19 protein-coding genes are annotated in these 19,745 nt (G+C 70.5%); 9 read left to right on the forward strand and 10 right to left on the reverse strand.

Features of this window, described 5'->3' with window-relative positions; all coding sequences use genetic code 11:
- Window position 1: 1 nt before the first annotated feature.
- The 3 genes from C6C15_RS09515 to C6C15_RS09525 all read left to right on the forward strand — a co-directional run bounded on the left by C6C15_RS09515 (window position 2) and on the right by C6C15_RS09525 (window position 3,345).
- Window positions 2-1,270, forward strand: a complete 1,269-nt coding sequence (locus C6C15_RS09515) for a sensor histidine kinase (RefSeq protein ID WP_105949935.1) — start codon at window positions 2-4, stop codon at window positions 1,268-1,270.
- Entirely contained in the window at window positions 1,267-1,938 is a 672-nt protein-coding gene (locus C6C15_RS09520) for a response regulator (RefSeq protein WP_105949936.1), read from the forward strand. The genes C6C15_RS09515 and C6C15_RS09520 overlap by 4 nt, the downstream gene beginning before the upstream one ends.
- Window positions 1,939-2,034: 96 nt before the next feature.
- Window positions 2,035-3,345 carry an acyltransferase family protein gene (locus C6C15_RS09525; RefSeq protein ID WP_105949937.1) on the forward strand — a complete coding sequence of 437 codons (1,311 nt, stop codon included), beginning with the start codon at window positions 2,035-2,037 and terminating at the stop codon, window positions 3,343-3,345.
- Between the two features lie 3 nt (window positions 3,346-3,348).
- Here the strand turns inward: C6C15_RS09525 and C6C15_RS09530 are convergent, their stop codons facing one another.
- Both C6C15_RS09530 and C6C15_RS09535 read right to left on the reverse strand, forming a co-directional pair.
- The gene (locus tag C6C15_RS09530) at window positions 3,349-3,942 is read right to left on the reverse strand and encodes an energy-coupling factor transporter transmembrane component T (protein WP_105949938.1); all 594 of its coding nucleotides are present in this window, start codon (window positions 3,940-3,942) and stop codon (window positions 3,349-3,351) included.
- Window positions 3,939-4,652 carry an energy-coupling factor ABC transporter ATP-binding protein gene (locus tag C6C15_RS09535; protein WP_234024113.1) on the reverse strand — a complete coding sequence of 238 codons (714 nt, stop codon included), beginning with the start codon at window positions 4,650-4,652 and terminating at the stop codon, window positions 3,939-3,941. Before C6C15_RS09535 ends, C6C15_RS09530 begins: the two co-directional genes overlap by 4 nt.
- Before the next feature lie 50 nt (window positions 4,653-4,702).
- On the opposite strand from C6C15_RS09535, the gene C6C15_RS09540 reads away from it, so the two are divergent.
- Window positions 4,703-5,287, forward strand: a complete 585-nt coding sequence (locus tag C6C15_RS09540) for a TetR family transcriptional regulator (protein ID WP_105949939.1) — start codon at window positions 4,703-4,705, stop codon at window positions 5,285-5,287.
- On the opposite strand, the gene C6C15_RS09545 is transcribed toward C6C15_RS09540, so the two are convergent.
- The 7 genes from C6C15_RS09545 to sufB all read right to left on the reverse strand — a co-directional run bounded on the left by C6C15_RS09545 (window position 5,250) and on the right by sufB (window position 11,924).
- Window positions 5,250-6,620 carry an MFS transporter gene (locus C6C15_RS09545; RefSeq protein ID WP_105949940.1) on the reverse strand — a complete coding sequence of 457 codons (1,371 nt, stop codon included), beginning with the start codon at window positions 6,618-6,620 and terminating at the stop codon, window positions 5,250-5,252. The two genes, C6C15_RS09540 and C6C15_RS09545, sit on opposite strands and share 38 nt — an antisense overlap.
- A complete protein-coding gene (locus C6C15_RS09550) occupies window positions 6,617-7,771 on the reverse strand; it encodes a MalY/PatB family protein (protein ID WP_105949941.1) in 1,155 nt (384 codons plus the stop codon). The genes C6C15_RS09545 and C6C15_RS09550 overlap by 4 nt, the downstream gene beginning before the upstream one ends.
- A gap of 92 nt (window positions 7,772-7,863) precedes the next feature.
- A complete protein-coding gene (locus C6C15_RS09555; RefSeq protein ID WP_017202280.1) occupies window positions 7,864-8,193 on the reverse strand; it encodes a metal-sulfur cluster assembly factor in 330 nt (109 codons plus the stop codon).
- 9 nt (window positions 8,194-8,202) lie between these two features.
- Entirely contained in the window at window positions 8,203-8,973 is a 771-nt protein-coding gene (gene sufC, locus C6C15_RS09560; RefSeq protein WP_025103648.1) for a Fe-S cluster assembly ATPase SufC, read from the reverse strand.
- Window positions 8,974-8,976: 3 nt separating this feature from the next.
- Window positions 8,977-9,303 carry a non-heme iron oxygenase ferredoxin subunit gene (locus C6C15_RS09565; RefSeq protein ID WP_025103649.1) on the reverse strand — a complete coding sequence of 109 codons (327 nt, stop codon included), beginning with the start codon at window positions 9,301-9,303 and terminating at the stop codon, window positions 8,977-8,979.
- Complete coding sequence (gene sufD / locus C6C15_RS09570; protein WP_105949942.1) at window positions 9,300-10,505, reverse strand: Fe-S cluster assembly protein SufD; 1,206 nt, start codon at window positions 10,503-10,505, stop codon at window positions 9,300-9,302. The genes C6C15_RS09565 and sufD overlap by 4 nt, the downstream gene beginning before the upstream one ends.
- On the reverse strand, window positions 10,506-11,924 hold the full coding sequence (gene sufB / locus C6C15_RS09575; protein ID WP_025103651.1) for a Fe-S cluster assembly protein SufB: 1,419 nt from the start codon (window positions 11,922-11,924) through the stop codon (window positions 10,506-10,508).
- Window positions 11,925-12,156: 232 nt separating this feature from the next.
- Between sufB and C6C15_RS09580 the strand changes: the two genes are divergently transcribed.
- On the forward strand, window positions 12,157-13,278 hold the full coding sequence (locus C6C15_RS09580) for a COX15/CtaA family protein (RefSeq protein WP_060921900.1): 1,122 nt from the start codon (window positions 12,157-12,159) through the stop codon (window positions 13,276-13,278).
- 68 nt (window positions 13,279-13,346) lie between these two features.
- On the forward strand, window positions 13,347-13,823 hold the full coding sequence (locus C6C15_RS17330) for a hypothetical protein (protein WP_234024114.1): 477 nt from the start codon (window positions 13,347-13,349) through the stop codon (window positions 13,821-13,823).
- On the opposite strand, the gene C6C15_RS09590 is transcribed toward C6C15_RS17330, so the two are convergent.
- Entirely contained in the window at window positions 13,769-14,674 is a 906-nt protein-coding gene (locus tag C6C15_RS09590) for a heme o synthase (protein ID WP_029989291.1), read from the reverse strand. The two genes, C6C15_RS17330 and C6C15_RS09590, sit on opposite strands and share 55 nt — an antisense overlap.
- 249 nt (window positions 14,675-14,923) lie before the next feature.
- Here C6C15_RS09590 and tkt point away from each other — a divergent pair, with 249 nt between their 5' ends.
- Genes tkt through C6C15_RS09605 form a run of 3 tightly spaced genes read left to right on the forward strand, consistent with a single transcriptional unit; the run spans window position 14,924 to window position 19,733 of the window.
- Entirely contained in the window at window positions 14,924-17,020 is a 2,097-nt protein-coding gene (gene tkt / locus C6C15_RS09595) for a transketolase (protein WP_105950801.1), read from the forward strand.
- The gene (gene tal, locus C6C15_RS09600; protein ID WP_105949943.1) at window positions 17,017-18,129 is read left to right on the forward strand and encodes a transaldolase; all 1,113 of its coding nucleotides are present in this window, start codon (window positions 17,017-17,019) and stop codon (window positions 18,127-18,129) included. The genes tkt and tal overlap by 4 nt, the downstream gene beginning before the upstream one ends.
- Window positions 18,126-19,733: a glucose-6-phosphate isomerase gene (locus tag C6C15_RS09605; RefSeq protein ID WP_105949944.1), complete on the forward strand. Its 1,608-nt coding sequence runs from the start codon at window positions 18,126-18,128 to the stop codon at window positions 19,731-19,733. Before tal ends, C6C15_RS09605 begins: the two co-directional genes overlap by 4 nt.
- Window positions 19,734-19,745 lie beyond the last annotated feature (12 nt).

Raw genomic sequence — 19,745 nt, forward strand, 5'->3', positions numbered from 1 at the left:
CATGGCACGCCGCCGAGAGCGCACCCCGCGCCCGCCACGGATCAGCCGTCGCACCGGCGCCCTCGTGGCGCTGACTGCGGCGGTCGTCGTGCTGTACGCGCTCCTCGTCTCCCTTCAGACGGTGCTCTCCGGCACGCCGCTGCCCCTGTCCTTCCTGCTCGGCGCCGCCGTGTGCGGCGCTCCCCTCCTCGTCCCCTCCCGGCCGCGGACGGCGATCGTCGTCTTCGCCGCCGGCGCCTTCCTGCTGCCGCTCCTCGTCGAGCCGGCGCGCGCGATCCACTCCCCCTGGCCCTGGTCGGTACCGGCCCTCCTGTCCTTCGTCCTCCTCGTGGGCGTGATGTCCTTCGTGCAGGGAGCCCGCCTCGGAGGCCTCACCCTCGTGATCGGCGCACTGACCTCGCTGACGGCGCCGCTGCTGCGCCCGGACATGGTCGCGACGCCGGCGAGCTCCGGCAGCGCCACCGCCAATCTCATCGTGACGACCTCGGTCGCTGCCGCGATGCTGCTCATCGCCGTCCTCGTCGCCGGTCGTGTGCGTGTCGCGGCGGAGCTCACGAGGGAGAAGGAGCACAGCGCGCTGGAGGAATCCCGGCGCGCTCTCGTGGAGGAGCGCACCCGGATCGCCAGGGAGCTGCACGACGTCGTGGCGCACAGCATGTCGGTGATCCAGGTGCAGGCGTCGACCGCGCGCTACCGGATCGCGGACCTCGACGCCGAGGCCGCCGCCGAGTTCGACGACATCGCCGCCACCGCGCGCACGTCGCTCACCGAGATGCGGCGCATGCTGGGAGTGCTCCGCACCGAGGACCAGCACGCCGAGCTCGCACCGCAGCAGGGACTGGACGACGTCCCGGCCCTCGTCGACACGATCCGCCGGGCAGGGGTGGAGGTCGGCCTCGTGCTGGAGGGGATGGAAGCGGCCTCCGCGGCGGGACCCGGCGTGCAGATCGCCGCCTTCCGCATCGTGCAGGAGGCTCTGAGCAACGCCGTCCGCCACGCGCCCGGTGCCCGCGTCACCGTCCGGCTCCATGCCGACGTCGATGCCCTGCACATCCGTGTGCACAACGCCGCACCACCGCAGCCGACCGAGAGCCCCTCCGGCGGCTACGGCCTCCGGGGAATGCGCGAGCGCGCCGAACTGCTCGGCGGAAGCCTCGCCGCCGGGCCGTCCGACGACGGCGGCTGGACCGTCGAGGCCACCCTGCCGCTGTCTGCAACGGCCGTACCGCCGACCCCGACCGCCTCGGCGGAAGACAAGGAGAACCCGTGACGATCAGCGTGCTCATTGCCGACGACCAGGCGATGGTCCGCGCCGGTTTCGCCGCCCTGCTGGACGCGCACGAGGGGATCCGGGTGGTGGGCCAGGCGGCCGACGGCGCGGACGCTGTGACGCTCGCCGCGCGGCTCGATCCCGACGTCATCCTCATGGACGTCCGCATGCCGGAGCTCGACGGCATCGAGGCCACCCGCCGCATCCTCGGTCCGTCGTATCCTGCCGCGCACGTGCCGCGGGTCCTCATGCTCACCACCTTCGACATCGACGACTACGTCTACGACGCCCTCGCCGCCGGGGCCAGCGGGTTCCTCCTCAAAGACGCTCTGCCGGAGGAGCTCGTGCACGCCGTGCGCGTGGTGGCGGGCGACGATGCGCTCCTCGCCCCCAGCGTGACCCGGCGCATGATCGAGCAGTTCGCCGGCCGGCGGCCGGCATCGCGCAGGTCCGCGACCGCCCTGGCCGAGCTCACCGACCGGGAGCGCGAGGTGCTTGTCCTCATCGGCAAGGGCCGCTCCAACACCGAGATCGCCGGCGACCTGTTCATCGCCGAACAGACCGTGAAGACCCATGTCGGCAAGGTGCTCGCGAAGCTCGGTCTCCGCGATCGTGTGCACGCCGTCATCCTCGCGTACGACACCGGTCTGGTCGAGCCCTCCGCCTGAGTCACCCCTGCGTAGGGGTCAGGACGGCACCACGGAGTGATGTCCCGTCCCCTACCGCCTCCATAGCCTCCGAGGACACCGTTCCCAGGAGGACTCATGGTCATCGCCGCGGCTCCACGCCTCAGCACCCCCGCCCCCGCCGTATCCGCCCCCACCGGCCACCGCGACACCGGAATCGACTTGGTGCGCGCGCTGTGCGTGCTCGGCGTCGTCCTGCTGCACGCGGTCATGGTCGGGGTCACCATGTCGGAGACCGGACCGGTGTTCGAGAACGCGAGCGACGGCACGAGCTGGATCGCGCCGCTGAGCTGGCTGCTGCAGGTGATGCCGCTCTTCTTCGTGATCGGAGGGTTCTCCGGGCTCCTCGCGTACCGCCGCCTCCGCGCCCGCGGCGGGAGCGCGACCGCCTTCGTGGCCGGTCGGGTGCACCGGCTCCTGCGCCCGGCCCTGTTCACGGTCGGCGCGGTCGGGGTCGCGCTCGCGGTGCTCACCGTCGTCGGCGTCGCACCGGATCTCATCGCGGTCGCCGGCTTCCGATACGGACAGCCGCTCTGGTTCCTCGGGGTCTTCCTGCTGTGCCAGGCGTTGCTCCCCGCGCTCGTCGCCCTGCACGAGCGCGCGCCCCTGCGCACGATCACCGTCCTCGCCACCGCGGCCGTGGCGGTCGATGTCCTGCGGGCCGTGACCGGGAACGACGCCGTGGGGTTCCTCAACCTCGCCTTCGTGTGGTTGACGATGCAGCAGCTCGGATTCCTCCTTGCCGACGGCCGCGTGGACGCCCTTCGTCGCCGGACCCGCGTCACGATCGGCATCGGCGCCCTCGGGGTGCTCGTCGTCCTGTTCCTCATCGGCGCGTACTCCCCCGACCTCATCGCCAACATCAACCCGCCGACGTCCGCTCTGCTGCTGGTCGGGCTGATCCACACGACGCTTTTCTCCCTGTACCGGGCGCACATCGGGCGCCTCAGTCGTCGCCGTCCGGTGGCCGCGTTCACCGCCTTCGTCACCCGGCGGACGATGACGATCTACCTCTGGCACATGCCGGTGCTGCTGGCGATGGCCGGGGCGACGGCGCTGGTCGCCCTCCTCGGCGGATTCACTCTGCCCGCGCTCGACAGCGCGGAGTGGTGGGCCGCCCGCCCGCTGTGGCTCCTGACCGCTGTCGTCCTCACCGCGATGGTCGCGGTCCGCGTCGATCGGTTCGAGAATCACCCCTCGCCGGAGGCGACGGCGTCGCACCGCCGCCTGGCGCTGGCAACGGTGCTGGGTCTCGGCGGAGTGGTGCTCCTCCTGGTGCTCGGCACGACGGTCGCCACCGCGGCGCTCGCCGTCCTGCTGCTGGTCGCGGCGCTGCGGCTGGCGGGACACCCCGGCAGCGCCGTCCCCGGCACCGCCGTCCTGGCCTGACCGTCAGCCGACCCCGCGGGCGGCGAGGGCATCGCCGACCTGATCCGCGTGGCGCAGCGCCAGCACGAGCAGCGGCACCACGCCGCGCACGCCCAGGCGGACTCCTCGTGCGCGCTCCGCGTCCCGCACCCGCTGCGCGAGTCCGGCCACGACGGGAACCATGGTCAGCGTGAGCGACACCGCCATCGACACCGCCCCCGGATCGACCCCGATGCGCCGCAGCGGACACAGGAGGCGCTGCAGCACGGCCAGGAGATCGGCCATGCGCGTGGTCAGGGTGAGGAGGGCGGCGAGCAGCAGCAGCACGGCGACCCGCCCGGTGCTCACCCAGGCGGCGACGGGAGACACGAAGACGGCGAGGGCGATCGCGAGCACGAGCAGGACCGCACGCAGCCGCCACAGCTCCGTCACCGCGGCGGAGAGCGGCACCCCCGCGATCGGGTAGAGCGCGAGCACGGTCGCGAGGCAGACCGCGATGCTGAGCGGCCCGTGCGGGAACAGCGTCAACGCGAGCGCCGCGACGGCGAGCCCGGCGAGCTTCGGACCGGCCGGCACCCGATGCAGCAGTCCCGCACCGACCGGGGACGGCAGGATCATGCGCACAGCCGCCGGTAGCGTGCGATGACCCTCTCGGGCTCTCCCTGTTCGACGACGCGCCCGCCGTCGAACAGGACGGCGGTGTCGCAGCGGGCCGCGAGCTCGAGATCGTGGGTGACGATCAGCACCTGCGCCTCCTGCGACAGAAGGAGGTCTCCGATCCGCCGCGCGTTGCGCAGGTCGAGGAGTGTCGTCGGCTCGTCCGCCACGATCAGCGCCGGCTCGGCGAGGAGCACCGCGGCGAGGGCCAGCATCTGCTTCTGTCCTCCCGAGAGCGACGACGCCGGGATGTCGGCGTGGGCACCGAGACCGTGGCGCTCCAGGGTCTCCTGCACGCGGGCGGCGATCTCGTCACGGGCCCGCCCTCGGAGCGACAGCGCGAGATCCTCCGCCGGTGTCGGCATCAGGATCTGGGCATCCGGATCGGTGAAGACGAAGCCCACCCGGCGGCGCACGGCGGCCCGCTCTCGGAGCGCGTCGAGGCCGTGGACGCTGACCGATCCCGCGGTGGGTGTCATGAGGCCGTTCAGCAGCCGCGCGAACGTCGACTTCCCGGAGCCGTTCGCTCCGATCACGGCGATGCGCGGTGCGGTGAGCTCCAGCGTCACGTCGTCGAGGAGCACGCGGCCGTCGACGGTCACTCCCACGCCGTCGAGACGCAGAGTCCCCGGCTCCGCGATCGTCGCCGTGTCCCGCTCCCGCCAGCGCACGCATCCTCCTGAACACCGTTCACCTGAACGCCGTTCACTATAGTGGGGGCATGAGTCCCGAGACGAATCCCGCCCGTCACGATCGGGAGAGCGTCGCGCGGACCGCCCTCGCCCTTCTCGACGAGGTGGGGCTGGCCGATCTCTCCATGCGCCGCATCGCGGCCCGGCTCGACGTGCAGCCGAGCGCTCTCTACTGGCACGTGGCGAACAAGCAGGAGCTCCTCGCCGACCTCGCCGATCGGATCACCGCGACCGTCCCGGACGGAGCGGAGGGAGTCCTCGCGACCGCCCGCGCGCTCCGCGACGCCCTCTTCGCCTTCCGGGACGGCGCCGAGCTCGTCCTCAGCACGTACGCGCTCCAGCTCGGCTCCGCGCATGCCCGCGACGCCCTGGTCGCCGCCCTCCACGCCGAGGGCGCCACGGACGCCGAGGATCGCGGGGCGGCGATCCTGCACTTCGTGCTCGGCCATGCCACCCTCGTCCAACAGCGGATGCACGCCGACAGCCATGGCGCACTCCCGGCCTCCGGCGAGGTCGACGTCACCGCGGGCCTGGACCGGGTGTTCGACCTCGGCGTCCTCGCCCTGGCCGGTGAGCTCAGCGCACCGATGACTCCGCGGCGTGCCCGAGCCTGAGCCCGGGGATCACCGCGAGCAGCACCAGCCCGACACCGAGGACGAACACGACGGCGAACGCGTCCGCGCCGCCGCCGAGGGTGGCGACGGCGAGCCCCGCCAGCGCGATGGCCACCGCCGAACCCGTGGCATCCGAGATCGACAGCGCCGAGGAGTTGAATCCCTGGTTCGTCTCGTCCGAGTAGGCCAGCGTCAGCACTGTGAGCCGCGGATACAGCAGCCCCATGCCGCCCCCGGCGAACGCCCACCCGACGATCACGAAGACCGGGGAGGCATCGAACGCCGCTGCGGCCAGGACGCAGAGCATCGCCACGAGCAGTGCGCCGAGGCTGAGCGCCGTGATGCGGTGATTGCCCAGCCGCTCACCGTAGCGGCCCTGCGCAGCCGACGCCCCGGCCCAGGCGAAGGCCGCGAGCATCAAGGCGACTCCGGCCCAGGTCGCGGAGAAGTCGAACTTCCGCATCAGCAGGTACGGGATGTAGGCCTCCGCGGCGAAGAACGCGCCGGCCGCCACGCCACGCATGAGCACGACGCTGGGAAGCCCGGCACCGGCTCGGAGGGTCCGTCGTGGCAGGAGCGGGAGCACGACGACGCCGATCGCGAGCACGGCCCCCAGTGCCACCGGCCACCCGATCGCCGGATCGAGCTCGGCGGACAGTCCGATCACCACCGCGAGCACCGCCACGACGACGGCCAGCAGCAGACGGGTGAGCAGCGCGCGGCGGTCCTGCGGTTCCCCGCGGCCGAGATCGACACCTCGCAGACGGATCGCGATCATCGAGAACGCGATCGCGGTCAGGACCGCCACGCCGAGGAACGCCCAGCGCCAATCGAGGTACTCCGCCACCGCTCCCGCGAGGAAGGGCCCGATCATCGACGGGACCACCCAGGCGGCGGCGAACGCCGCGAACACCCGGCCGTGCAGGTGCGGCGGATACAGCCGCGCGACCACGACGTACAGGGCCACCGTCTGCCCACCCGCGCCCAGCCCCTGCACCAGTCGTCCGATCAGGAACTGGGGCATCGTCGTCGCGAACCCGGAGATCAGCAGCCCCAGGATGAAGAGGGTGACGGCGGCGTACAGCGCGCCGCGCGGACCACGCGCGTCCGACCAGGACCCCGCCGCGACCATCCCGATCACGCTGGTCGCGAGCGTACCGGCGAAGGCGACGGCATACAGCGATTGGCCGTTCAGGGCATCGCTGACGATCGGCATGACCGTGGTCACCGCCAGGGCCTCGATCGCGGCGAGGAAGATCAGGGCGACAGCGCCCAGAGTCACCCAGACGCGGCTGCGGTCCCAGATCGTTGCCGTCGGCTCCGCCGCCGTCATCGCTCGACGAGCGCGGCGATGCGTTCGATCGCCTCGGTGAGGATCTCGGGGCTCGTGCCGAAGTTGAGTCGCACGTGCCCGGCCCCCTCGTCGCCGAAGGCCGGGCCGAAGTGCAGCGCCACCTTCGCCTCACGGAGGATCTTCCGGGCGGGGTTGTCTCCCCAGCCGAGGGCGGAGAGGTCGATCCACGCGAGGTACCCCGCGTCCGGAAGGCGATAGCGGGCGGCGGGGAGGTGACGGGCCAGCAGGTCCTCGAGCAGGACGCGGTTCTCGTCGAGCGTGCGCAGGAGGCCGTCGAGCCACGCGTCGCTCTCCTCCGAGAACGCGGCGACGGCGGCGAGCAGACCGAACTGCCCCGTCCGCCACTCCACCTCGACGGGCAGGTCGCGCACGACCGCGGACGTCTCTTCTGCGGCGGTGACCATGAGCGCGCACTTCAGCCCCGCGAGGTTGAACGCCTTGCTCGCGCTGACGACGGCATAGCCCACCCGCGCCGCCGCGTCACTCGCGGCGAGGAACGGCGTGAAGCCCGTGCCCGGCTGGGTGAGCGGCGCATGGATCTCGTCGGAGACGATCGTCGCGCCGTACTCCTCGGCCAGTTCGGCCAGCGCGGACAGCGTCTCCCGATCGTGCACGGTGCCGGTCGGGTTGTGCGGGTTGCAGAGGAGCATGGCCGTCGCGCCGTCCTCGAAGGCGGCGCGGATCCCGTCGAGGTCGAGCTCCCAGCCGGTCCCCGTGTCGCGCAGCGGGACACGCTGCACCTCGGCACCGGCCTCGGCGACGAGGTCATAGAAGGGCGGGTAGACCGGCGGCGTGACGACGACGCGCTCCCCCGGCTGCGTGACGCGACGGAGGATCTCGACGATGCCCATGCTCACGTCCGCCGTGCTGCGCATCCGCGCCGGGTCGGGGCGCCAGCCGAAGCGGCGCTCCGCGAAACCCGCGTACGCCTCCGCCAGCGGCGTCCGCGAGGCGATGTACCCGGTGTCCCCGAGATCCAGCGCCCGCTGCAGTGCGGCCGTGATCGCCGGGGCGAGCGGGAAGTCCATCTCCGCGACGAAGAGGGGCAGCACGTCTTCGGGATACTCCCGCCACTTCTCGCTGGTCCGCTCGCGCAGCTCCGACAGCGACAGGGCCTTCACCGACAGCATTCGTCCTCCGATTCTCCCCGCGTCGATGCGGAGACGTCGAAGCGGGCGTGCCCGGCACGCCCGCTTCGTCTGGTGGTCAGGTGACCGGAACCTCAGATCGCGAAACCGAGCGCACGCATCATGTCGCGCCCGTCGTCCGTGATCCGCTCGGGCCCCCACGGCGGCATCCACACCCAGTTGATGCGGAAGCGGTCCACGACGTTGTCGAGGGCCTGCGCCGTCTGGTCTTCGAGGACGTCCGTGAGCGGGCAGCCCGCGCTGGTCAGCGTCATGTGGATGACGAGAGCGTCGTTCTCGTCATCCCAGGCGAGGTCGTAGATGAGTCCGAGGTCGACGACGTTGATCCCGAGCTCAGGATCCATCACGTCCTTGAGAGCCTCGGTGACCGCGTCGTACTTCTCGTCCGTCAGGGTCGCTGTCATGCGATCAGCCTACGCCTCGATGGGAGCGGAGGGGTCGAGGAACCGGTCGTAGCCCTCGTTCTCCAGGCGGTCGGCGAGCTCGGGGCCGCCCTCCTCGACGATCTTGCCCGCGACGACCACGTGCACGTAGTCGGGGCGGATGTAGCGGAGGATCCGGGTGTAGTGCGTGATGAGCAGCACACCGAGGCCGGTGGACTCCTTCGCGCGGTTGACACCCTCGGAGACGATCTTCAGCGCGTCCACGTCGAGGCCGGAATCGGTCTCGTCGAGCACGGCGAACTTCGGCTTGAGCACCTCGAGCTGGAGGATCTCGTGGCGCTTCTTCTCGCCGCCCGAGAAGCCCTCGTTGACGTTGCGCTGCGCGAACTTGGGGTCCATGCGGAGGTTGGCCATGGACTCCTTGACGTCCTTGGTCCACTGCCGGATCGAGGGCGCCTCGCCGTCGAGCGCGGTCTTCGCGGTGCGCAGGAAGTTCGTCACGGTCACGCCGGGGATCTCGACCGGGTACTGCATGGCGAGGAACAGACCGGCGCGGGCACGCTCGTCGACGCTCATCGCCAGGACGTCCTCACCGTCGAAGGTGATGGAGCCGGAGGTGACCGTGTACTTCGGGTGGCCGGCGATCGTGTAGGCCAGGGTGGACTTGCCGGAGCCGTTGGGGCCCATGATGGCGTGGGTCTCACCGGTGTTCATGGTGAGGGTGATTCCGTTGAGGATCGGGGTGGTCCCCGCCTCGGTCTCGACCGTCACATGCAGGTCGCGGATCTCGAGAACAGACATTCTTCAGACTTCCTTCGTCACAGCGGGATCGATGAGCACGTCGTCGCCGTCGATCTCGACGACGTAGACCGGGACGGGCTCATATGCGGGGAGATTCTGGGGCTTGCCGGTGATCAGGGAGAACGCCGAGCCATGGGCCCAGCACTCCACCGTGTCACCTTCCACGAAGCCCTCGGACAGCGAGATGTCGCCGTGGGTGCAGGTGTCGCCGATGGCGTGGATGACGCCCTCGCCGTCCTTGATGACCGTGATCGGCACACCGTCCGGCTCGACGCGCAGCGGCGTGTCCTGCTCCAGCTCGGAGACGCCGCAGACGCGCTGCGCGGTCACGCGTCCACCTCGGCGAGCTCGGCCTCGATGGCGGCCAGCAGCTCCGACTCCAGGTCGGGGATGCCGAGGCGCAGCACGATGTCGGTGAGGAAGCCGAGCACCACCAGTCGGCGGGCCTCGTCCTCCGGGATGCCGCGGGCCTGGAGATAGAAGAGCTGCTCGTCGTCGAAGCGGCCGGTGGCACTCGCGTGCCCGGCGCCGACGATGTCGCCCGTCTCGATCTCGAGGTTCGGGATGGAATCCGCGCGTGCGCCCTCCGTGAGCACCAGGTTGCGGTTGGCCTCGTAGGAGTCGGTGCCGGTGGCCTCCGCCCCGATCAGCACGTCGCCGATCCACACGCTGTGGGCGCTCTCGCCCTGCAGCGCGCCCTTGTAGAGCACGTCGCCGGTCGTGTGCGGGCCCTTGTGGTGCAGGTACACCTGGCTCTCCAGGTGCTGACCGGAGTCGGCGTAGGACAGCCCGTAGAGGTAGCCCTCGGAGCCGGCACCGGCGAGCTCGACGCTCGGGTTCACGCGCACCACGCCGCCGCCGAAGCTCACGACGAAGTGCTTGAGGGTGGCGTCGGCCGCGACCCGCGCCTGGTGGGCGGCCGCGTGCAGGGCGTCGTCATCCCACTGCTGCACGGAGACGACGGTGAGCTTCGCTCCATCGCGGACGATGATCTCGACGTTCTGGGCGTACTGCGCCGAGCCCTTGTGCTGCAGCACCACCGTGGCGGCGCTGTGCTCGAGGGCCTCGATCACGATGTGGGCGTCCGCCCGGCGGTCGGCTCCGGTGCCCGTGAGCGACAGGAAGATCGGCGATGCGACCTCCTCCTCGCGCGGGATGCGGATGTGCAGGGCCTCGGAGGCGCCCTGCCACGCGACGGCCGCGGTGATGTCCTCGGCGAGGAAGACCTCGCCGCGCGGAGCGGTTCCCGCCGGGAGCGGCGCGGCGACGTACTGCTCGCCGGACGTGAAGGAGTACTGCACGCCCTCGTCGCCCTCGGCCGGGCGGAACAGCGGCGCGAGCGCGGCCACCGGCGTGTGCTTCCAGTTCACCTCGCGACCGGTCGGCGTGCCGAAGTCGTCCGGGTCGAACGAGTGCGGACGCTCGGAGCGGGTCTGCACCGGGACGAATCCGGCGTCCGCCACCTGGGCGGCCGGGTCGATGTGCGCGTTCGTGTGCTGCGCCTCGCTGGGCGCTGTCGTCGAGGCCGCCATTTAGCCGACCGATCCTTCCATGCCCATCTCGATGAGCTTGTTCAGTTCCATCGCGTACTCCATCGGCAGCTCGCGCGCGATCGGCTCGATGAAGCCGCGCACGATCATCGCCATCGCCTCGTCCTCGGGCATGCCACGGGACTGCAGGTAGAAGAGCTGCTCCTCGCTGACCTTGGAGACCGTGGCCTCGTGGCCGAGCTGCACGTCGTCGACACGGATGTCGATCGCCGGGTAGGTGTCGGAACGGGACTTCGTGTCGACGAGGAGGGCGTCACAGCGGACGGTGTTCGCCGAGTGATGGGCGGCGGCGTCGACGCGCACCTCGCCGCGGTAGCCGGCACGGCCACCGCCGCGGGCGATCGACTTCGAGACGATCGACGACTGCGTGTACGGCGCCATGTGGATCATCTTCGCGCCGGCGTCCTGGTGCTGACCGGGGCCGGCGAACGCGACGGAGAGGGTCTCGCCCTTGGCGTGCTCACCCATCAGGTAGATCGACGGGTACTTCATCGTCACCTTGGAGCCGATGTTGCCGTCGACCCACTCCATGGTCGCGCCCTCGTGTGCCACGGCGCGCTTGGTGACCAGGTTGTAGACGTTGTTCGACCAGTTCTGGATCGTCGTGTAGCGCACGCGGGCGTTCTTCTTCACGATGATCTCGACGACGGCCGAGTGCAGGGAGTCCGACTTGTAGATCGGGGCGGTGCAGCCCTCGATGTAGTGGACGTAGCTGTCCTCGTCGGCGATGATCAGGGTCCGCTCGAACTGGCCCATGTTCTCGGTGTTGATCCGGAAGTAGGCCTGCAGGGGGATCTCGACGTGCACGCCCTTGGGGACGTAGACGAACGAACCGCCCGACCAGACGGCGGTGTTCAGCGCGGCGAACTTGTTGTCGCCCGCGGGGATGACGGTGCCGAAGTACTCCTCGAAGAACTCGGGGTGCTCGCGCAGGGCGGTGTCGGTGTCCATGAAGATGACGCCCTGGGCCTCCAGGTCCTCGCGGATCTGGTGGTATACGACCTCGGACTCGTACTGCGCGGCGACGCCGGCGACGAGACGCTGACGCTCGGCCTCGGGGATGCCCAGGCGCTCGTACGTCTCGCGGATCTCCTCGGGGAGGTCTTCCCAGCTCTGCGCCTGCTTCTCGGTGGAGCGGACGAAGTACTTGATGTTGTCGAAGTCGATGTCGCTGAGGTCGGCGCCCCAGGTCGGCATCGGCTTGCGGCCGAAGAGCTGATAGCCCTTGAGACGGGTCTTCAGCATCCATTCCGGCTCGTTCTTGAGGGCCGAGATCCCGCGGACGACCTCTTCCGAGATCCCGCGTTTCGCGACGGCACCCGCGGCATCCTCATCGTGCCAGCCGAATTCGTACACCCCCAGACCATCGAGCTCCGGGCGGTCGATCAGCACATCCGACATGCAACACTCTCCTCACAGGTCCCAAACGGTGTCATCCGCCCCGACACACCTGATCCCCGTCGAGTCTGCGGGAGCGGGTGCCGTTGGTGGGGCCCTCATCACGGGCGCTTCCATCGCGCCTAAACTGTTGACGATGCTTCAGCGCTGTCAGCGCTCATCGCAACAATCCGATTCTACAGGTTCCGCCTGACGGACGGGCCGTGCGCCACGTCTTCGACGGGCCGGAGGACTTATGCCCGAGACGACCATCCCCGCCCCCTCGACGACCAGGGCGACCGCCTCCCCCCGCTCCGCGGTGTGGGGTCGCGCGCTCACCGTCTTCGCGTGGCTGTCGTTCCTCAGCGAGACGATCATCATCGGCACCGGCGGCGCCGTGCGGCTGACCGGCTCCGGCCTCGGCTGCACCGAGTGGCCGCTGTGCACGCCCGAGTCGCTCGTCCCGATCGTCGAGGTGCAGGGCATCCACGGGATGATCGAGTTCGGCAACCGGCTGATGACCGGCGTCGTCGGGATCATCGCGATCGCGGTCGTCCTGCTCGTCCTGCACACCATCAGCGGCCGCCGGGCGCTCATCGACGCCCTGTGGTTCGCCGTCGGCGGTCTCGCCGGCGCGGCCGTCGCCTTCGTCCTGGTCTCGCTCACCGACTTCCCGGCGTTCCCCGTCGCCTCCGCCGTGCTCCTGATCGCGGTGATCGCGGCGGCGGTCCACTCGGTGCGCACGACGCCCGCCCGACGGGATCTCGTCCTCCTCGCCTGGCTCGTGCTGATCGGCGTCGTCGCGCAGGCCCTGGTCGGCGGCATCACCGTGCTCACGGGCCTGAACCCCTTCATCGTCGGGTTCCACTACACGTCGTCGCTCCTGCTCGTCTGCATCACCGCCGCGTTCCTCGTGCGGCTGGCGACTCCGGAAGGACCGCGCGAGCGGGCCGTCCCCACCTGGTTCGCGATCGTGACGCACGTCACCGGCCTCGCCCTCGCCGTGACCATCCTGTTCGGCGTGCTGACGACCGGATCGGGCCCGCACTCGGGCGACGCCGACGTGCTGCGCCGCGGCTTCGACGCCACGGTCCTCGCCCACGTCCACTCCTGGCCGGGCTACATCCTGGCCGCCCTCGTGCTCTTCCTGACGGTGTCCGCCTGGGTCCTGCGCCTCGAGCCCCGCCGGTGGCTGCTCGTCCTCGTCATCGCGATCCTCGTGCAGGTGGCCGTCGGCGTCTGGCAGGCGCGGGAGGGGCTGCCGCCCGTGCTCGTGGGCATCCACATGGTCCTGGCATCGCTGTCGGCCGCGACCTACACGGTCGTCGTGCTGCACCTCAAGCGCACCGCGTCCGTCGCACCCGCCCCCGTCGACTGACCTGCCGCACAGACGATCCATAGCGCGCGCACCGGGCGCTCATCACCGCATCGACCATCGTGGTCGACATGAACAAGACACTCACCCGCAGCGCCGGGTTCTGGCTCCTCATCGTCGTCTCCCTCGCCGCGGTCGGGGTCGGCGGCTGGATGATCGCCGGACAGATCGGCACGATGACGACCACCCTGATGGACGGCACCGCCACCGGTGTCGAGGTGTACGTCGGTCAGTCGCTCGTCGTCGTCGGCGCGGTCGTCCTCGGTGCGGGCCTGGTGGGCCTGCTCCTGTCGCTCGGCCTCGTCGCCGCGCGCACGCTGGTCGCCTCCCCGATCGCCCCCGCGCCGATCGTCGAGCGCGAGGAGCCGATCATCCAGGACGAGGCGGTCGAGACGGTCTCAGTCCCGCGCGACGAGCCCGCTCTCCGGACCGCCGATGCAGAGCCGCAGGTCGATGCGGAGCCTCAGGCCGACGAGCCCCAGGCCGACGAGGATCAGAAGGGCAGCAGCGGGTCGATCGCCACGGCGACGAACAGCAGCGTCAGGTAAGTGATCGAGGCGTGGAAGACTCGCATCGGCCGCGCCTCGGTCCCCCGGACCGCCTGGTTGTACAGGCGGTGCGACTCATAGATGAACCAGCCGCCGAACACCAGGGCGGAGACGGTGTAGACGAGGCCCATGCCGGCGATCGGCACGAGCAGCAGCGAGCAGGCGACCGTGGCCCACGCGTACAGGATGACCTGCAGGCCGACCTGCGACGCGTTGCGGGTGACGCCGAGCATGGGCACGTCGACATCGTCGTAGTCGTCCTTGTACTTCATGGACAGCGGCCAGTAGTGCGGCGGCGTCCAGAGGAAGACGAGCAGGAAGAGGATGAAGGCGGGCCAGTCGAGCGACCCGGTGACGGCGGACCAGCCGATGAGGACCGGGAAGCACCCCGCGATGCCGCCCCAGATGATGTTCTGCTCGGTGCGGCGCTTGAGGATCATCGTGTAGATCACGACGTAGAAGAAGATCGCGGAGGCCGACAGGATCGCCGTGAGCGGGTTCGTGGTGAACCAGAGCCACACGGTCGACACGATCGCGAGCGTCCACGAGAAGATCAGGGCGCCGCGCGGACTGACCTCGCCGGTCACGAGCGGCCGGTTCTCCGTGCGGTGCATGTGCGCGTCGATGTCGCGGTCGAGGTACATGTTGAACGCGCCGGCCGAACCGGCGCTCATCGATCCGCCGATGACCGTCGCGAGGACCAGCCAGAGATCGGGCAGTCCGCCCTGCGCGAGGAACATGACCGGAACGGTCGAGACGAGGAGGAGTTCGAGGACCCGGGGCTTCGTCAGAGTGACGTAGGCGCTCACCGTGCGGCCGATGGACGACTTCCGTACGGTCTGATCAGACATCGTCGAGATCTCGATCGCCTCCTCCGCGCGCGTTACCGGACAACCTCTCCAGTGTATGACACGCCGTGACGCGTTCCGCGCCTTCTACCCCTCAGCCGCCGGGACCGTCCCCGCTATGCTGAGAGCACTCGCGCGCCCGGTGCTGCGCACAACCCCGCCCGTCTCCTGGACGATGCGGGATGCGCCAGGGAAGTTGCGGATGCGCCAGGGAATACCGGCGCCCTCGAAACTGTCGGAAAGGGCATGAACGTGTCGGAATTGCAGTGGGACGAGATCGATCGACGCGCGGTGGACACCGCCCGGATCCTGGCGGCCGATGCGGTCGAGAAGGTCGGCAACGGTCATCCCGGCACGGCGATGAGTCTGGCTCCCGCCGCCTATCTGCTCTACCAGCGGGTGCTGCGGCATGACCCGACCGACACCGACTGGCTCGGCCGTGACCGCTTCATCCTGTCGGTCGGCCACTCGTCGCTGACGCAGTACGTGCAGCTCTACCTCGGCGGGTTCGGGCTCGAGCTCGACGACCTCAAGGCGCTCCGCACCTGGGGCTCGAAGACCCCCGGACACCCCGAGTACGGCCACACCAAGGGCGTCGAGATCACCACGGGCCCGCTGGGCCAGGGCCTCGCGTCGGCGGTCGGCTTCGCGTACGCCGCCCGGTACGAGCGCGGCCTCTTCGACCCCGAGGCCGCAGCGGGCACGAGCCCGTTCGACCATTTCGTCTACGTGATCGCGGGCGACGGCGACCTGCAGGAGGGCGTCACCAGCGAGGCCTCCTCGCTCGCCGGCCACCAGCAGCTCGGCAACCTCATCGCGATCTACGACTCCAACCAGATCTCCATCGAGGACGACACGAACGTCGCCTTCACCGAGGATGTCGCCGCTCGCTACCAGGCCTACGGCTGGCACGTGCAGACCGTGGACTGGAAGAAGACCGGCGAGTACGTGGAGGACGTCGCCGAGCTCCACACCGCGATCGAGGCGGCCAAGGGCGAGACCGACAAGCCGTCGCTCATCATCCTCAAGACCATCATCGGCTGGCCGGCCCCCGGCAAGCAGAACACCGGGAAGATCCACGGATCGGCACTCGGAGCCGACGAGCTCGCCGCCACCAAGAAGGTCCTCGGGTTCGACCCGGAGCAGACCTTCGTGGTCGCCGATGAGGTGCTGGAGCGCACGCGCGGCCTCGCGGAGCGCGCCGCCGAGGCCCGCGCCGCCTGGCAGGAGTCGTTCGATGACTGGGCGGCCGCCAACCCCGAGCGCAAGGCCCTGCTCGACCGCGTCGAGGCCCACGAGCTCCCCGCCGACATCGCCGACGCACTCCCCGTCTTCGAGGCCGGCAAGGACGTCTCCACCCGCGCCGCGTCCGGCCAGGTCATCAACGCGCTGGCCGCGCAGCTCCCCGAGCTCTGGGGCGGCTCCGCCGACCTCGCCGAGTCGAACCTCACGACGATCAAGGACGCGCCGTCCTTCATCCCGGCCGAGTGGTCGACGCACGAGTGGTCGGGCACCCCGTACGGCCGGGTGCTGCACTTCGGCATCCGCGAGCACGCGATGGGTGCGATCGTCAACGGCATCGTGCTGCACGGGCCCACGCGCGCCTTCGGGGGCACGTTCCTCATCTTCAGCGACTACATGCGTCCGGCCGTGCGCCTGGCCGCGCTGATGAACGTGCCGAGCGTCTTCGTCTGGACGCACGACTCCGTCGCCCTCGGCGAGGACGGCCCGACGCACCAGCCGATCGAGCAGCTCGCGACGCTGCGCGCGATCCCGAACCTGGCCGTCGTCCGTCCGGCGGACGCCAACGAGACCGCCGCCGTGTGGCTCGAGATCCTCCGGCGCCACGAGGGCCCGGCCGGCATCGCGCTGACCCGCCAGAACATCCCGGTGTTCCCGCGCGGCGAGGGCGAGGCTTCGGGCGACACGTTCGCGTCCGCCGCCCAGGCCGCCAAGGGCGCTTACGTCCTGGCCGAGGCGCCGAACGGCACGCCGGACGTCATCATCGTGGCCACCGGCTCCGAGGTGCAGCTCGCGGTGAACGCCCGCGAGGTGCTCGCCGGCGAGGGCGTGAACGTCCGCGTCGTCTCCGCCCCCTCGCTGGAGTGGTTCGCGGAGCAGGACGAGGCCTACCGCGAGAGCGTGCTGCCGGCGTCCGTCACCGCCCGCGTCTCGGTCGAGGCCGGTTCCGTGCTCACGTGGCGCGGTATCGTCGGCGACCGCGGTCGCTCGGTCGGCATCGACCACTTCGGCGCCTCCGCCGACTACAAGACCCTCTTCGAGAAGTTCGGCATCACCACCGAGGCCGTCGTCGCGGCCGCCCGCGAGACCATCAAGGAGAACGCATGAGCACCCCCACCGCCCAGCTCGCCGCCGCCGGCGTCAGCATCTGGCTCGACGACCTCTCGCGCACCCGCATCTCCTCCGGCAACCTCGCCGAGCTGATCGCGTCGCGCAACGTCGTGGGCGTCACCACGAACCCGACCATCTTCGCGAACGCGATCACGGACAAGAAAGACACGTCCTACGACGCGCAGGTCACCGAGCTCGCCGCATCCGGAGCCTCCGCCGAGGACGCGGTGTTCGCCGCGACGACCCAGGACGTCCGTGCCGCGCTCGACGTCTTCCGCCCGGTGTGGGAGGAGTCCGGTCACGTCGACGGACGCGTCTCGATCGAGGTCTCCCCCGACCTCGCCCACGACACCGACGGCACCGTGGCGCAGGCCAAGGAGCTGTGGGACCGGATCGACCGGCCCAACCTCCTCGTGAAGATCCCGGCGACCAAGGCCGGCCTCCCGGCCATCACCGAGGCCATCGCGAACGGCATCAGCGTCAACGTGACCCTCATCTTCAGCCTGGAGCGCTACGCCGAGGTCATCGAGGCGTACCTCACCGGCCTCGAGCGTGCCAAGGAGGCGGGCATCGATCTGTCCACCATCCACTCGGTGGCCTCGTTCTTCGTCTCCCGGGTGGACACGGAGACGGACAAGCGCCTGACCGCGATCGGCACGGACGCCGCCGCCGCGCTGAAGAGCAAGGCGGGACTCGCGAACGCCCGACTCGCGTACGAGCTCTTCGAGAAGACGTTCGCCGAGAAGCGCGCGCAGGATCTCCTCGCCGCCGGCGCCAACGTCCAGCGCCCGCTGTGGGCGTCCACTGGCGTGAAGGACCCGGCGCTGCCGGACACCCTCTACGTCACGGAGCTCGTCGCGGACGGCGTCGTGAACACGATGCCGGAGAAGACCCTCGAGGCGACGTTCGACCACGCCGTCGTCACGGGAGACACCATCACCGGCGGCTACGAGGAGGCCCGCGAGGTCTTCGCCGGGCTCGCCGAGGTGGGCGTCGACTTCGACGCCGTCACCGAGGTGCTCGAGGAGGAGGGGGTCGCGAAGTTCATCGACTCCTGGCACGATCTGCTCGCGCAGGTCACCGAGGCTCTGGAGGCGCAGCGATGACCTTCGCCATCCACGCATCGGGCGCGGCGCGCGTCGCGATCGAGGAGACCGTGCCCGCCCTGGTCCACGACCTCGTCGCCTCCCGCATCACCGGTGGCGACGCCACGCTCTGGGGTCCGGCCGCCGAGGCCGAGGCTTCGGTCCGCCTCGGCTGGGTCGAGGCCGTCTCGGTCTCCCGCCCGCTGGTCGCGGAGATCGTCGCGCTGCGCGAGGAACTCGCGGCGAAGGGCGTCACCCGCGTGGTGCTGGCCGGAATGGGCGGCTCGTCGCTCGCTCCCGAGGTCATCGCGCAGACGTCCGGCGTCCCGCTCACGATCCTCGACTCCACCGCCCCGGGGCAGGTGCTCGCCGCGCTCGACGAGGGTCTCGCCGAGACGGTCCTCGTCGTGTCGTCGAAGTCGGGCTCCACGGTCGAGACCGACTCGCAGCGCCGGACCTTCGAGGCCGCCTTCCGCGACCTCGGCATCGATCCCACCGAGCGGATCGTCGTAGTCACCGACCCCGGCTCCCCGCTCGACGCCTCGGCGCGCGAGGCCGGCTACCGGGTCTTCAACGCCGACCCGAACGTGGGCGGCCGCTACTCGGCGCTGACCGCCTTCGGCCTCGTCCCGTCTGGACTCGCCGGCGTCGACATCGACGAGCTGTTGGACGAGGCCGAGGCCTCGCTGCTCGAGGTGGCCGTGGACTCCGCCGACAACCCCGCCCTCTGTCTCGGGGCGGCGATCGCCGCCACCAACCCCCGCCGCGACAAGCTGGGTCTGATCACCGACGGCACGCACATCAAGGGGCTGCCGGACTGGATCGAGCAGCTGATTGCCGAGTCCACGGGCAAGGAGGGCACGGGCATCCTCCCGGTCGTCCTGCTCCCGGTCTCGCCGGAGCTCGACCCGGTCCCCGCCGATCTCCAGATCGCGCGTCTCGTCGACGACGCCAACGAGTTCCACCTGCACGAGCGGCACGAGGGCGAGATCCTCGTCAGCGGCACGCTCGGCGCACAGTTCATCGTCTGGGAGTACGCGACGGCCGTCGCCGGGCACCTCCTCGGCATCAACCCGTTCGACCAGCCCGACGTGGAGTCGGCCAAGGTCGCCGCCCGGGGCCTGCTCGACGCGCGCCCGGAGCCCACGGCGCCCGCGTTCGTCGAGAACGGCGTCGAGGTGCGGGTCTCCGATCCCGCCCTCGCCGTGTCGGGAACCGTCGAAGGCGTGCTGGACGCCCTCTGGGCCCAGCTCCCCGCCGACGGCTACGTGTCGATCCAGGCCTACGTCAACCGCCTCGAGGTACCGCAGCTCCAGGGCCTGCGCGAGCTCATCGCCGCCGACTCGGGGCGTCCGACCACGTTCGGCTGGGGACCGCGCTTCTTGCACTCCACGGGCCAGTACCACAAGGGCGGCCCCGCCCAGGGCGTGTTCCTGCAGATCCTGGAGCGCACGGACGTGGATCTCGAGATCCCCGACCGCCCGTTCACGTTCGGGCAGCTCATCCAGGCGCAGGCGGCCGGTGACGCGGGTGTGCTCGCGGAGCACGGACGGCCCGTCGTCTCGCTGACGATCACCGAGTCCTCGGACGACGTGCTCGCCCTCTTCGAAGCCGCACAGAAGTAACCGCAGGAGAGC

This window comes from Microbacterium sp. str. 'China', from assembly GCF_002993305.1.
Taxonomy (GTDB): Bacteria; Actinomycetota; Actinomycetes; order Actinomycetales; family Microbacteriaceae; genus Microbacterium; species Microbacterium paraoxydans.

Bases quoted from the DNA above. Each gene is read 5' to 3' on its own strand.
- C6C15_RS09515 (WP_105949935.1), top strand. From the start codon at position 2: ATGGCACGCCGCCGAGAGCGCACCCCGCGCCCGCCACGGATCAGCCGT.
- C6C15_RS09525 (WP_105949937.1), top strand. From the start codon at position 2,035: ATGGTCATCGCCGCGGCTCCACGCCTCAGCACCCCCGCCCCCGCCGTA.
- C6C15_RS09530 (WP_105949938.1), bottom strand. From the start codon at position 3,942: ATGATCCTGCCGTCCCCGGTCGGTGCGGGACTGCTGCATCGGGTGCCG.
- C6C15_RS09540 (WP_105949939.1), top strand. From the start codon at position 4,703: ATGAGTCCCGAGACGAATCCCGCCCGTCACGATCGGGAGAGCGTCGCG.
- C6C15_RS09545 (WP_105949940.1), bottom strand. From the start codon at position 6,620: ATGACGGCGGCGGAGCCGACGGCAACGATCTGGGACCGCAGCCGCGTC.
- C6C15_RS09550 (WP_105949941.1), bottom strand. From the start codon at position 7,771: ATGCTGTCGGTGAAGGCCCTGTCGCTGTCGGAGCTGCGCGAGCGGACC.
- C6C15_RS09555 (WP_017202280.1), bottom strand. From the start codon at position 8,193: ATGACAGCGACCCTGACGGACGAGAAGTACGACGCGGTCACCGAGGCT.
- sufC (WP_025103648.1), bottom strand. From the start codon at position 8,973: ATGTCTGTTCTCGAGATCCGCGACCTGCATGTGACGGTCGAGACCGAG.
- sufD (WP_105949942.1), bottom strand. From the start codon at position 10,505: ATGGCGGCCTCGACGACAGCGCCCAGCGAGGCGCAGCACACGAACGCG.
- sufB (WP_025103651.1), bottom strand. From the start codon at position 11,924: ATGTCGGATGTGCTGATCGACCGCCCGGAGCTCGATGGTCTGGGGGTG.
- C6C15_RS09580 (WP_060921900.1), top strand. From the start codon at position 12,157: ATGCCCGAGACGACCATCCCCGCCCCCTCGACGACCAGGGCGACCGCC.
- C6C15_RS17330 (WP_234024114.1), top strand. From the start codon at position 13,347: ATGAACAAGACACTCACCCGCAGCGCCGGGTTCTGGCTCCTCATCGTC.
- C6C15_RS09590 (WP_029989291.1), bottom strand. From the start codon at position 14,674: ATGTCTGATCAGACCGTACGGAAGTCGTCCATCGGCCGCACGGTGAGC.
- tal (WP_105949943.1), top strand. From the start codon at position 17,017: ATGAGCACCCCCACCGCCCAGCTCGCCGCCGCCGGCGTCAGCATCTGG.
- C6C15_RS09605 (WP_105949944.1), top strand. From the start codon at position 18,126: ATGACCTTCGCCATCCACGCATCGGGCGCGGCGCGCGTCGCGATCGAG.